General features: G+C 69.2%; 12 protein-coding genes. 5 read left to right on the forward strand and 7 right to left on the reverse strand.

The window, feature by feature from the left end; translation table 11 throughout:
- The first annotated feature begins 25 nt into the window (after nucleotides 1-25).
- Together GF068_RS26225 and GF068_RS26230 are read left to right on the forward strand one after the other, a co-directional pair.
- A complete protein-coding gene (locus GF068_RS26225) occupies nucleotides 26-763 on the forward strand; it encodes a hypothetical protein (RefSeq protein ID WP_153822179.1) in 738 nt (245 codons plus the stop codon).
- Nucleotides 764-791: 28 nt separating this feature from the next.
- Entirely contained in the window at nucleotides 792-2006 is a 1215-nt protein-coding gene (locus GF068_RS26230) for an acyltransferase family protein (protein WP_153822180.1), read from the forward strand.
- On the opposite strand, the gene GF068_RS26235 is transcribed toward GF068_RS26230, so the two are convergent.
- A complete protein-coding gene (locus GF068_RS26235; protein ID WP_153822181.1) occupies nucleotides 2003-3748 on the reverse strand; it encodes a hypothetical protein in 1746 nt (581 codons plus the stop codon). The genes GF068_RS26230 and GF068_RS26235 overlap by 4 nt on opposite strands.
- Before the next feature lie 138 nt (nucleotides 3749-3886).
- On the opposite strand from GF068_RS26235, the gene GF068_RS26240 reads away from it, so the two are divergent.
- Complete coding sequence (locus GF068_RS26240; protein ID WP_153822182.1) at nucleotides 3887-4294, forward strand: hypothetical protein; 408 nt, start codon at nucleotides 3887-3889, stop codon at nucleotides 4292-4294.
- A 13-nt stretch (nucleotides 4295-4307) separates the two neighbouring features.
- Here the strand turns inward: GF068_RS26240 and GF068_RS26245 are convergent, their stop codons facing one another.
- The 4 genes from GF068_RS26245 to GF068_RS26260 form a co-directional block, all read right to left on the reverse strand.
- Nucleotides 4308-5096: a hypothetical protein gene (locus GF068_RS26245; RefSeq protein WP_153822183.1), complete on the reverse strand. Its 789-nt coding sequence runs from the start codon at nucleotides 5094-5096 to the stop codon at nucleotides 4308-4310.
- The gene (locus GF068_RS26250; protein WP_153822184.1) at nucleotides 5093-6565 is read right to left on the reverse strand and encodes an alkaline phosphatase family protein; all 1473 of its coding nucleotides are present in this window, start codon (nucleotides 6563-6565) and stop codon (nucleotides 5093-5095) included. Before GF068_RS26250 ends, GF068_RS26245 begins: the two co-directional genes overlap by 4 nt.
- A gap of 147 nt (nucleotides 6566-6712) precedes the next feature.
- Nucleotides 6713-7891 carry a UDP-galactopyranose mutase gene (gene glf, locus GF068_RS26255; protein ID WP_153822278.1) on the reverse strand — a complete coding sequence of 393 codons (1179 nt, stop codon included), beginning with the start codon at nucleotides 7889-7891 and terminating at the stop codon, nucleotides 6713-6715.
- Nucleotides 7892-8017: 126 nt separating this feature from the next.
- Complete coding sequence (locus GF068_RS26260; RefSeq protein ID WP_153822185.1) at nucleotides 8018-9361, reverse strand: erythromycin esterase family protein; 1344 nt, start codon at nucleotides 9359-9361, stop codon at nucleotides 8018-8020.
- A 256-nt stretch (nucleotides 9362-9617) separates the two neighbouring features.
- Between GF068_RS26260 and GF068_RS26265 the strand changes: the two genes are divergently transcribed.
- On the forward strand, nucleotides 9618-9989 hold the full coding sequence (locus GF068_RS26265; RefSeq protein WP_153822186.1) for a helix-turn-helix domain-containing protein: 372 nt from the start codon (nucleotides 9618-9620) through the stop codon (nucleotides 9987-9989).
- A 28-nt stretch (nucleotides 9990-10017) separates the two neighbouring features.
- Here the strand turns inward: GF068_RS26265 and GF068_RS26270 are convergent, their stop codons facing one another.
- Complete coding sequence (locus GF068_RS26270; RefSeq protein ID WP_153822187.1) at nucleotides 10018-10215, reverse strand: hypothetical protein; 198 nt, start codon at nucleotides 10213-10215, stop codon at nucleotides 10018-10020.
- Nucleotides 10216-10426: 211 nt separating this feature from the next.
- On the opposite strand from GF068_RS26270, the gene GF068_RS26275 reads away from it, so the two are divergent.
- Complete coding sequence (locus tag GF068_RS26275) at nucleotides 10427-10726, forward strand: KTSC domain-containing protein (protein ID WP_206079555.1); 300 nt, start codon at nucleotides 10427-10429, stop codon at nucleotides 10724-10726.
- Nucleotides 10727-10735: 9 nt separating this feature from the next.
- Here GF068_RS26275 and GF068_RS26280 read toward each other — a convergent pair whose 3' ends face one another.
- The gene (locus GF068_RS26280) at nucleotides 10736-12469 is read right to left on the reverse strand and encodes a hypothetical protein (RefSeq protein WP_153822188.1); all 1734 of its coding nucleotides are present in this window, start codon (nucleotides 12467-12469) and stop codon (nucleotides 10736-10738) included.
- Nucleotides 12470-12508 lie beyond the last annotated feature (39 nt).

The following is a 12508-nucleotide window of genomic DNA, read 5'->3' on the forward strand; positions in this document are numbered from 1 at the left end:
CCCCGCCCTGGATTATCCCCGCGCGATGCGAACGCGCTCGGCCACGCTCCTCGCCCCCCTCTTTCTGCTCGTCGTCGCCTGCGGCGGCAGCCCCGCGCAAGATACGAAGACCGCCGCCGACGCGAACGGCAAGCCCCCGGAGTGCGAGGCGGTCGGCGCGCGGATGAAGGCCGTCGACGATCGACCGGCGGGCAAGGGCCCGGCCGAGGAAATGCGCTCGCTCGCGGGCGCCCTCGTCAAGCTCGCCGGCGAGCTGAAGAACGAGCCCATCGAGACGCCCGACCTCCGCACCGCCGTCGACGAGCTCGCCGCCGAGGCCGAGAGCTTCGGCGGCAAGGTGCAGGCGATGGGCGGGACGTTCGACGAGATGCAGCAGATCACCGTCGACCTCGGCGCCTGGGAGAAGAAGGTGACGGCCACGGCGAACGCCTTCGATCAGACCTGCGAGACCGGCCCGAAGGCCGAGTGCGAGACCATCGGCCGCGAGCTCCAGACGATCCCGCGCCTCGAAGGCGAGAAGTTCGCCGAGCACGCCGCGGCGCTCGAGACGTTCATCGCCGCGATGAAGAAGCTCCAGGTCAGGGACACGAAGGTCAAGTCGAGCCTCTCCGCCATGCTCGGCGCGCTCGAGGAGGGCGTGCCGTCGATGCGCAGGCTCTCGGCCCTGCTCGCCGAGCCGAAGAAGCTCGACCCCGCGGCCCAGGAGCTCAAGACGAAGGTGAACCGCGTCCGTACGATCTGCGGCTTGCCGCCGAAGGAGTGAACCTCCTCGATCCCTCGATCGGCCTTCGATGTCCGCGCCCGCCCAAGCCCTCGGCGTGCCCGCGCCCGCGAAACCGTCCGGGCTCCGCGCCTTCTTCGCCCTCGATCTCCTCGACAACCGCTACCCGGCGCTCCACGGCCTGCGCGTCCTCGCGATCGTCAGCGTCGTGCAGTACCACGTCACCTGGATCTTCTGGGGTGAACAAGGCATCCCGCTCGATCGCTTCTTCGTCGATCGATCCCTCTCGATCTTCTTCGGGATGGATCTCTTCTTCCTGCTGAGCGGCTTCCTCATCGGCTCCATCCTGCTCCGCTCCTTGCAGAAGAGCGGCACCCAGGATCTGCGCCGCTTCTACCTGCGCCGCGTCCTGCGCACGTTCCCCTCGTACTACGTGGTGCTCACGATCCTCGCGCTCGCGCTCCCGCTCACGGCGACGCAACGCGCGCATCTGCCCTACGAATACGCCTACCTCACGAACTTCGTCTCGCTGCACCGGCCCGACATCATCATGTTCTGGGGCTGGTCGCTCTCGCTCGAGGAGCAGTTCTACCTCACGGTCCCGCTGCTCTTCTTCGTGCTCCACCGCCTCCGCGACGAGCGCGCGCGCTTCGGCCTGCTCGCCGCGTTGTTCTTCGTGGCGCTCGTGGTGCGCCTCGTCATCTTCTACCGCTACCGGCCGTGGAACGATTTCATCCTCTACGGCGCGCTCTACTTCCGCACGTACACGCGCTTCGACACGCTCGTCGCGGGCATCCTCCTCGCCTTCTTGCATCAGCGCCACGGCGAGGCCGTCGGCCGCTTCTTGTCGCGGCCTTTCCATCGCGCGCTGCTCGCGCTCCCGGCGCTCACGTGCCTCTGGTTGCTCCTGAACCCCGCGATGTTCGGCGAGGAGCACGTCCAGCTCGTGCACGTCTTCTGCTGGGGCACCGTGACGAGCCTCATGTACCTCTGCGCGCTGCCGCTCCTGCTCCACGGCGACGGATGGATCCACCGCGGCCTCTCGGCGCCCTTCTTCCGTCGCGCCGCGACGCTCGGTTACGGCGTCTACCTCGTGCACATCCCGATCATCGACCACGTCATCGTGCCCGCCGCGAAGGTCCTGCACGAGCGGCGCGTCCCGCACCTGCTCCTCTGGCCCGCGGCCCTCGTGGCCACGATGTTGCTCTCGTTTTTGATCGGCTACGTGATGCACGTGCTCATCGAGAAGCCTGCGCTCCGGCTCCGTGAGCGCTTCGCCGGCTAAGGATCAAACGGCCTACCGAACCCCCGCGGCGGCAGCTCCGCGAACGAAAAACCCTTCCGACCCTCGGTGATCCAGGTGAGCGAGGGGGACTCGAGATCCCGGTCGAGCTCGAAGCGCGCCGCGCGCGGGCCGCGGGGGCCGACGTCGAGCACCGTGACGCGCACGCCCGGCACCGTGAAGACGTCTCCCGGGGCGATCGGCGCGTCGCTGCTGCGGAAGAGCGCGCCGGGGCCCATCGGGAAGAGGCTGTGCTCCGGAGGCACGCGGACGTCGAGCGTCCGCGCGTCGCGCCGGAGGACGAGCACGTGGCCCGTCTGCGAGAGGATCCGGAAACGCGCGGGCAAACGGCCGCGCTCGTCGAGGGCGAACGGCAGGAAAAACGCGCTCGCCATGCAGCGGATCACCACGACCTCGGCGTCCTCGGGCGCCTCGATCTTCCCGCGCAGCTCGGCCGCGTTCACGGTGAAAGCGTCCGCGGAGCGCTGCTGCCTCCGCCCGATGAGCCACGCGGTCCCGGGGCCGTGCACGAGGTGCGCGAAGCCGAGCGCGATCGCGGCGAGGGCCGTGAGCTGCGCCGACGCGCGGCGTGGTCCGCTCGCCTCGGCGTCGCTCGACGCGGAGAACCAGGCGTGATCGAGCAACATGCCGACCGCGGGCGCGACGCCGAGCAAGCTCGCGCCGAGCACGCGCGGCGAGGGCACGACGGGCAGCACCGGCACGAGCGCGAGCAAGGATCCGAGCAAGAGCCACGCGATCCGCGGGCGACGCGTGTCGTCCTGCGCTTCGAACGCGCGCTTGAGCGGCACGAAGACCAGGGCCGCGGTGCCGAGCGCGAGCAGCACGGGCAGGGCGATCGAGGTGTTACCCGGCAGGAGCGTCTCGTCGTCGAGCGCGAGCCACGCGTCCGCGAGGAGCGTGAAGAACCGGCGCGGAACGGCGTACAAAAACGCGGTCGTCTCGCGGAACGGGTCCGTGTAGAAGCCCGAGCCGAACGAGCCGTAGCCGCCCCGGTGCCGCAAGAAGAGGTAACCCGCCGCGGGCAAGACGAAGGTCGAGACGAACGCCGCGCGCCGGAGGAGGCTCTCGCGGCTGCCCACGATCTCGAGGGCGAGCACGTAGCCGCCGAAGCAGACCGCGTACTCCCCGGAGAAGAGCGAGAGCGTGAACAGCGAGGTCGCGAGCGCGGCGTCGCCGAGCCTCCGCCCCTCGCGCCATCGCACGTGCGCGGCGAGGCCCGCGATCCCGAACGTCAGCGAGAGCAGCACCTCGCGGTTGGCGAGCCAAGCCAGCGGGATCGCGTGGGCGGGCGCGAGCGCGAAGACCGCCGTGGCGATCGCGGCGGCCCTCGGCGCGAGCGCGCGCCGGAAGAGGGCACGCGCGCCGAGCACCATCGCCGCCCACCAGGCGAACGAGTGCAGGTGCATCAGGAGCGGGGCGCCGCCGAACGCTTTGTGCTCAAAATATCGGAGCGCGCTCGCGAGAGGGCGAAAGAAGCGGATCTCGAGCTCGGGGTGCGCCCACCAGGGGAGCATGCCGCGCTCGACGAGGCTCGAGCGATCCGCGTCGTTGATGAAGTCGTAGAGCTCGAACGGGCCACGCTCGCCGGGGAACGTGCCCTCGATCATCGACGCCTGGAGGTAATCGTCGAGCAGGTAGGGCGTACGAATCGCGGGCGCGTAGACGATGACGCCGAGCAGCAAAACGAGGGCGAGGCCGAGCCAGGCCGGGCGACGTTTCGTCACTTCTGACAACGCTGCAATTGTCGCACGGGGCTGCGGCGCGCGGGAAGGCCTGGGGGCCGCGTCGTTCGTCATTGTCGAGATCGGCGAAGAGGGAGTTGTGGACGGCCCGGCATTCGGGTAACGTCAGACCACAAACTCGTGAAATACGCTAGCGTCACCTGGTTGGTCCTTGGTCTCTTCGCCGCGAGCTTCACGGCCTGCGCGACGGCCGAGCGGCCGGAGTTCGGCAACCAGCCTTCCGGCGGCGACGGCGGCTTCGGCGGAGAAGGCGGCGGATGGGGCGAGGGCGGCGGCGGCGAAGGCGGCTTCGGCGGGGCGGGACCCGCCAGCAGCTCGTCGAGCAGCTCGTCGAGCAGCTCCTCCAGCGGCGGCGGGCCGATGTGCACCTCGCAGTGCACCGCGGACTTCGACTGCCAGAACACCTGCCCCGCGGCCCCGCAAGGCGCCTCCAACTGCTGCGACGTCCCGACCGGAAGCTGTTACACGGTCGGCTCGTTGACCTGCCCGACGGGGACGGGCGGCAGCGGCGGCACGCCAATGTATTGACGGTTCGGCGCCCTCAGAAGCGCCGATCCACCCGGACGGCGATCGTCGGCCCGAGGCCCCAGGCGGCCCCGCGGCACGGCTCGATGTCGCCGTACTGGCAAGGAAACCGATCCACCACCCACACGAGGCCCGTCGACGCTCCGATCGCGAGTGATCCCGGCCCGCCGTTCCCCACGATCCATTGCCGCACGCCGAGGGTCGCATAGGCCCAGAGGTCGACGCCATATCCGCCGTCCAGGGTGATCGCGAGTCGCCGCGTCACGGGCACGTCGACGCCGCCCGTCAGGTGCGAGAGCGCGAATTGCGCCTGCTGCGTGTAGTAATTGCGGATGTAGGAGTAACCCATCTCCAGCCGCAGGTTCGCGCCGTCCAGGCTCCCGAGGCGCATCGCCGGGGCCACGGAGAGGCCGCTCGGGCCGAAATACTGCATTCGTCCGCCGACACCGAGGCCCACCTCGACGTAATCGGAGGAGAAGGCCACGCGCGCGCGGGCGTGCACGATCGTGCCCGGCCCCTCGGGGACGAGGACGAACGCAAACGGAGAGAGCTCGACGCCGATCTTGAAGGGCCGCTGGAAATAATACTCGACCGAGAGGTCCCCGAGCGCGCCCCCGCCCGGCCCGAGCAGGTTGAAGAAGGGGCGCACGGTGCCCTGCACGCGCACCATGTTCCGCGCGAGCGGCGGGAGCATCAGCGGGCGCTTGGCCTCGGGCGCGGCCGCCTGCTCGGCGGCGTCGGCCCGCGTCGCCCCCGCGGCGAGGGCGAACACGAGGGCGGCGGCGTGGACGGCCGAGCGCCTCATCCGTGGACCCTCGCCACCTCGAGCTCCTCGGCGTGACGGAGCAAGGAGCCGAGGCGCTCCTCGTGCGAGCGCGTGTCGATGCGGTCGAGGCCGATGGCGCCGGCGCGGATCGCCGCGTCGATACCCGGTTGGCTGGTAAAACGAAAGCTGACCGCCTCGACGCGCCTGCGATCGAGCTCGATACGCGGCAGCTTGCCCATGGGCCCCGGGGGGAAACCCACCCGCGCGGGGTCGATACACGAGGAGAGGTCGGCCGTCGCGTCCATGCGCGGCCCCAGGCTCTCGATGCCGAAGCGCGTGGCGAGCGTGGAGGCGATCGAGACGTGCTCGAGCACGGTGGAGACGACCTCGCCCCGGCGAACGGAGGGGCCGATCACGAGCGAGGGGACGCGGAAGCCGAGCTGGCGGAACGCCGGGCGCGGATCGACCGTCGTCGGCGGAGGGACGTGGTCGTAGAAGCCGCCGTATTCGTCGAACGTGACGAGGAGGAGCGAGCGGCCCCATTGCGGGCTCTCCTGCATCGAGCGCACGATGCTGCCGAGGAGCGCCTCGCCGAGGGCGAGGCTGTGCGGCGGGTGGAGATCGGACGACCAGAAATCGGGGTCGATGAGGCAAAAATTGGGCAGGTTGCCGGCGCGGGCCTCCTGGAAGAAGGCCTCGATCCGCGCGGAGACCATCGGCTCGTTGCCGCCGAGCGGCCGCCCCCGGAAACCCGCGTGGTACCAGAGCGCGGGCCCGGCGGTGTAGGCCTTCGCGGACCAGCAGCCCTTGCCGAGCTTCTCCCATAACGTCGCCGGCCCGTCCGTGATCGGGTCATTCGTGGTGAGGCCGTTCGACGTCGCGGCGTGGAGGAAAAACCGGTTCGGCCAGGTCGGCCCGAGCACGGACGAGAACCAGCGGTCGCAGACCACGTATTGGTCGGCCAGCGCGTAAAACAGCGGGATCTGGCTGCGATCGTGGTACGTCATCGCGTCGCTCTGCCGCAACGCGGACCCGATGTTCGCCCGGACGAACCCGTCGTTTTTCCCCTCGGCGAAGGCCTGGTGCGCCGCGTCCCAGGAGTGCAGCGGGCCGTGATGCTCGCAGGCCACCTCCGGCCGGTGCATGGCGATGACGTTGCCCTCGTCGTCCTCGTTCGTCTCGTCGCCGAGGAGCCCGTCGACGGCGTCGCGCGCCGGGTAATCGGGATCGAGCGCGAGCGCCCCGAAGAAGTGGTCGAAGGAGCGGTTCTCCAGCATCAGGACCACGAACGTGTCGATCCCGGCGAGCAATCGCTTCGCCGTCGGCGCGCCATGGGCGTCGAAATCGGGGACCACGTCCGGCGACGCGGGGCCGGTCTCGCAACGATCGGGCCCCGGCGCGCACCCGCCCCCGAGCGCCGCGGCGCCGATCCCGGCCCCGAGCCCCTGCAGCGCCACGCGCCGCGAGACCTGCCCCGAGGGCCCTCGTGAAGAATTTCGTCGTGCCATACCTGAGCTCGGTCAACATCAGCACGACTTCGAGGACGAGCAAGCTCGATCGTCCCGGAGGCACGATTTATGACGACGGGAATCCGCGGATCTTACGTTACGGAGTGACAGGGAGTGATATCGCGCCGGGGGGCCTCGAACGCGCGCTCAGGTGGGGCCGCAGATTCCCGGAATGCCCGGGATGCTCGCCGGGGCCCTCGGGTTCGGCCGAGCGGCGCGCGCCGTCGGGGCCGCTGGGAGCCCGGTGAGCTTCGCGTGGAGCGTGAGCGCCTGCGCGACCACCTGATCCATGTTGTAATAGCGGTACGTCGCGAGCCTCCCGACGAAATGGACGTTGGGCGTGGCCGCGGCGAGCGCCTCGTATTTGCGGTAGAGCTCGACGTTCTCGGGCCGCGGGATCGGGTAGCAGGGGTCGCCCTCGGCGCGTGGGTATTCGTAGACGAGGCTCGTCTTCGGGTGCTCCTGCCCCGTGAGGTACTTGAACTCCGTCACGCGCGTGTACGGGTGCTCGTTCGGGTGGTTCACCACCGGCGCCGGCTGGAAGACCTCCACGCTTTTCGTCTCGAACCGGAACTCGAGGGAGCGGTACGGGAGCTTGCCGTAACAAAAATCGAAATAGGCGTCGACCGGCCCCGTGTAGATGACCCGGTCGTGGGGGATGTCCCTCTCGACCTCGCGAAAGTCCACGCCGAGCATGATCTTGATGTTCGGGTGGTCGAGCATGCGCTCGAACATCCGCGTGTAGCCGTGGAGCGGCATCGACTGATAGGTGTCCGTGAAATACCGGTCGTCGCGGCTCGTGCGGACCGGGATGGGCGCGGTCACCGAGGCGTCGAGCTCGGAGGGATCCAGGCCCCATTGCTTGCGCGTGTAGCTCCGGAAGAACTTCTCGTAGAGCTCGCGACCGACCTTGCTGACGATGGCGTCCTCGCTCGTCCGGACCCGCTCGACCTTCTCCGCCCGCTCGGCGAAAAACGCCTCGAGCTCGAACGACGTCAGGCGCAGGTTGTACAGGCGATTGATGGTATCGAGGTTGATCGGGATCGGGACGAGCTGCCCGTCGACGGACGCGAGCACCCGGTGCTGGTACGGCCTCCACGCGGTGAACTGCGAGAGGTAATCGAAGACCTCCTTCGAGCTCGTGTGGAAGATGTGGGGGCCGTACGCGTGGACGAGCAATCCATCGTCATTGTAATGGTCATACGCGTTGCCCCCGATGTGGCGGCGCTTGTCGATGAGGAGGACCCTCTTGCCGGACCCACGCGCGAGCCGCTCGGCGAGCACGCTCCCCGAGAACCCTGCGCCCACGATCAGCCAGTCGAACATGCATCCTCCGCGGCCCTCCACGATCGACGAGCCGCCGGGCGGGCTCGGCATGCGAGCGACGAGGGCATGCGTGTCCTCCTAGGGCTCGCGGCGCGGGCGGGAAGCCCCTTCCATCACGCTCGCGGCTCAGAGGCCGGTCGGATACGTCTCCGGCGCCTCGCCGGCTTCCCAGCGCGCTGTTTTCTCGAGCGGCTCGACCGCCCGCGTCACGTCGAAATGAATGACCGCGTCGAACTGGGCGGCGAGGTCGGCGTAGAAATAATGACTCGCCCGCTCGGTCGCCGGCATGTAGACGACCCCGATGGCCCGCTCGAGCCGCTCGACGTGGAGCGGCGAGAGCCTCGGATCCCGCAAGAGGAGCGCGAAGCGGTCGAGGCCCGTGGCGTGCAGGACCGCCTCGTAGCTGTCGGGGCGGGCCGGCCGCACGCGTTTTTGCTCCACCTCGGCGCCCCAGCCCGACGCGGCCGAGACCATCCCCGCATAGGTGGTGAATCCGATCGAAAATGCGTCCGGGTGTCGCTCCCGGACGAGCTGGCCCACGTTGAGCTCGCCCTCGCGGGACATCTCGGTCGCGCGCGCGTCGCCGAGGTGCGAGTTGTGCGCCCATACGACGATCTTCGCGGGGGCATCGTGGTGACGCCCGAGGTGCGCCCGCAGCGCGTCGAGGGTCTCGGCCATGTGCTCGTCGCGCAGGTTCCACGAGGCGGCGCCGCCCCGGAACATCGCGCGGTAATATCGCTCCGCGTTCTTCACGAGGCGCGCGTTCTGCTCGGCGAAGAACGCTTCGTCCTCGCCGTCCGCGTCCGGCGCGCGGCGGGCGTATTCGGGCGCGCGCCGCTGGAGCTCGAGGAGCTGCCGGACGACCTCGTCCTCGCACGACTCGGCCATCCCGAGGCTCGTCGCATACCCGTACGCCTGCGTGTCGTGCCCGAAGACCTCGAAGCAGCCGTAACGTCGCCGCGCGCGCTCGGCGCCTTCGGGGTCGATCCGATCGAGATAAGCGAGGACGGCCTCGATCGACGTGTTCAGGCTGTAGAGGTCGAGCCCGTAGAACCCGGCCGCGTGGTGGGGGTGGGCGTCGTTGTGCTCCCGGAGCCACCGCACGAAATCGAGCACGTCGGTGTTTCGCCACATCCAGGCGGGGAAACGCTCGAACCCGCCGAGCGCCTCGAGCGGCCCGGGATCCGGGCCCCTGCCTCGGACGAAACGATTGATACGATAGGCGTCGGGCCAGTCCGCCTCGACCGCGACGGCGCAGAAACCCTTCTCCTCGACGAGCCGGCGCGTCAGGCGCGCGCGCTCGCTGTAGAACTCGTGCGTCCCATGCGACGCCTCGCCGAGCAGCACGAGCGTCGAATCCCCGATCGCATGGAGCAATGCATCATGATCGTGCCGCGCCCCCTCGAGCGGGAGCGCGCACGCCGCCACGGCGCGCGGCAGAGCCTCCTGGAACGACGCATGCGCAGCCATGGGCAAGTCATGGTCCGTCACGGTCGAAATTACAAGCCGTCATTGAAGCGCGCGTGCCCTTCGAGCGCGCGCCCCCGGGGTCGTGCACGCGCCCGCCGTCGCCCCTCGACGCCGCCCGCGCGCCCGCGATCCAGGCCGTGGATCCACGGTTCTGGCGCGCCCCCGTGTGAGAACGGAATGTTCGCCTAAGTAAAACTTCACATGAACGTGGCGGAATCATGTTTGGCTGGGCCCTCGGCTGTGGCATAGTCACGGCATGCCCAGAAGAAAGACGGCTGCTCCCTTCACTTCCAAGATTGGCGCTCGTATCCGCGCGCTTCGCGTCGAGCGGAACCTGTCCCTGGCCCAGCTCGCGGACGCGGGTGGCCTATCGAAGGGCCATCTCTCCAGCGTCGAGCACGGGCTCGCGGCGATCACGGTCGAGACGCTCGAGCGCATCGCGCGCGCGCTCGAGGCCTTGCCGATGGATCTGGTGACGTTCCCCGAGGAGGACGATCGCGGCCGGATCGCCGACATCGTGCGCAGGTTGCCGAAGAAGGACCTGCCCAAGGTCCGGCGCGAGATGCTGGCGCGTGTCCCGGCGGAGGAGAAAGCGCCCACGCGTCGACGCTCGAGCGCGCGCGCTTAGAGCGAACGAGGCGCGGGGGCGCTTCGACTCAGGGATCGCCCGGCAGCTTGGGTATTTTTTCGTAATATCTCGGGTCCGACGGCTGCGTCTCCGGGGGCGTCGGCGTGTGGAGCGAGTGCGGGGGGATATTCCCCTCGGCGTCCGCCGTCGGCGCCCGAGGCGGGCTGTTCGGCGGCACCTCGGGCTCGCTTCGATCGTCGGGCCTCGATTTTTCCTTCCGCATCACGATTCTCTCCTGTCTGCCGCGGACGCGCCTCTCGCGCCTCGATGCGCTCGGGATGCATCGCGCATGCCCCCGGCGCTCGTGCCCGTCCGCCTCCCTGGCTGCGACCCGGCGCGAGGGTACGAACCTCGGTTTGTCGGAGAGCCGCCGACGAACGAAGAAGGGCGGCAGGTTCGTCGCGGAGAGGGCACGTTCGTCCAGGAACGTGTCCTGCATGCAGAACCGCCGCTCGAGCATGGGTGATCAGGGTTTGCCCGCGGACTGGGTTCGTCCGTGTGAAACCGAGGCAGCCGAGGACTTCCCGCCGCGCGTCCCGGTGACGTCCACGAGCCTGCGCAGCGTCGGCTACAACCCCGAGACGCGCGAGCTCGACCTGGAGTTCAAGGAGGGCAGGCTCTACCGCTACAGCGAGGTGCCTCCGGAGGTGCACGAGGGCCTCCTCCACGCGCCCTCGCTGGGGAGGTATTTCCTGGCGAACATCCGGGGGCAATACGCCTGCGAGCGGCTCTGCTGAAGCGCTCGCTCAGCGCGGATCGAGCTTGAGCAGCGGCGCGCTCGCGATCGGGCTCCAGGTGAACTCGCCGGCGAGCGAGTACACGAGCGCGACCGGGATCTCGTACCGATCCAGCGTGTACGTGATCGTCACCTCGAGGTCGTCGCTGCCCGTGACGAGCGCCTTGCACGCCTCGCCCACGGCCTTTCCATTCGACGCGCTCTTCGTCCCGCGGTTCGTCGCGATCTTCACGTCGGCGCACGGGAAGGCCTTCGCGAGCTTCTCGCGCTCGCCCTTGAGGCCATTCTTGTATTTCGTCTCGGCGGCGCTCTTCGCGGCCTTCGCCTTCGCCTCGGCCGCCTTCGCCTCGGCCACCGCCGCGGCGTCGCCGCCGTCCACCTGCGAAAGGTCCGCGGACGCCTTCTCGTATTCGCTCGACGCGATGTCGAACGGCACCCGCAGCCGCCTGTCGATGCCGTCGCCCTGCAGGTGCAGGTTCCACGTCACGCTGAGCTTGCGTTGCCCCTTGGAGAGCGCCGTGTCGTCCGCGTGCTCGGTGATCGAGGCGCTCTTCACCGACCCGGTGAGCTCGTTCTTGGTGAAGCTCACCTCCGGCATCGCCCCCGGCACGTCCTCTCGCGTGATCCCGAGCAGGCTGAGCTTCGCCTTCGCCATGTCCTGGTAGACGACCTTGTTCTCCTTGACGTACACGAGGACGTTGCCCGACGCGTGCACCGCCTCGCCGGACGGGAGTTTTACCATTTGCAGCGTCATCGACTGCGGCGGCAGATCGAATTCGAGCGGCGGGCTCTCGAGGATGTCGGCCCGCGTGTACCGGATCGGATACCGCAGCTCGAGGTGCGTGAGCGGCACGGCGGGCGCGTCCTTGCTGGCGTCCTTGGCCGCCGTCATCGAGAGGACGTTGTACCGCGCGCTCCGATTGCCCTCCGCCTCCTCGCGGACGGGCACGAACGCCACGTGCCCGGACGCCTTGTCCCGGATCCGCACGGCGTCGCCGACGAGCGCGAGATCGAAGTCCGCCTCGTCGAACGTGGAGGCGTACGATTTCACGAACACCTTGTTCGCCTTGACCAGGACGCGTCCCCGGATCTGCGAGGGCGGCATGTCCGCGAGCACGACCGACTCGCACTCGTTTTTCCGCGCCACGAACCGGATCCGCTCGCCCGGCCGCCATACCCGCTCGTTCGTGGAGCTGCTCTCGTTCTTCCAGGCGGTGGGCTTCTCTCCCGTGAAGGGATCGGCCTTCGCGCCCTCGGGGACGTTGTTGAAATGGAGCGTGTACGTCGTGTTGTAATAATCGCCCACCGAGTCGGGGCCGAACTTGCACTCGACCTCGCGGTCCCCATTGAGGAACCGCACGTTCCCCTCCAACCACGCGTCCGAGAGGACCTCCCCCGTGTCGTTCGTCGCCTCGACGATGACGCCCACGCCATACGCCGAGTTCTGGTCGCGGGTGCTGTAGGTGCCGTTGTCGCGCACGTTCGGCATGGCGCGCTCGGACGAGAACGGGTGGAAGAGCTGCAGGTCCTTCACGCTGACCTGGATGGTCCCGGTCGAGGGGGGCGTCGTCGGCTGCGCGACCGCCCCGCCGCCGCTCTCCCCGGAAGGCGCGGCGCCGCTCCCCGCGGGCGCGGCGGCCGACGGAGCGCCGGAGGTCGCCGGCGTCGCGCTCCCCGCGGCGCCCTCCTTGTTGCCACAGCCCGAGCCGGCCCCGACGAGGGCGGCGAGGAGAACCCAGCTCATGCAAAAATGATTGTCCGGACGCATCGCGGGCCACGGTCT

Source organism: Polyangium spumosum (assembly GCF_009649845.1).
Lineage (GTDB): Bacteria > Myxococcota_A > Polyangia > Polyangiales > Polyangiaceae > Polyangium > Polyangium spumosum.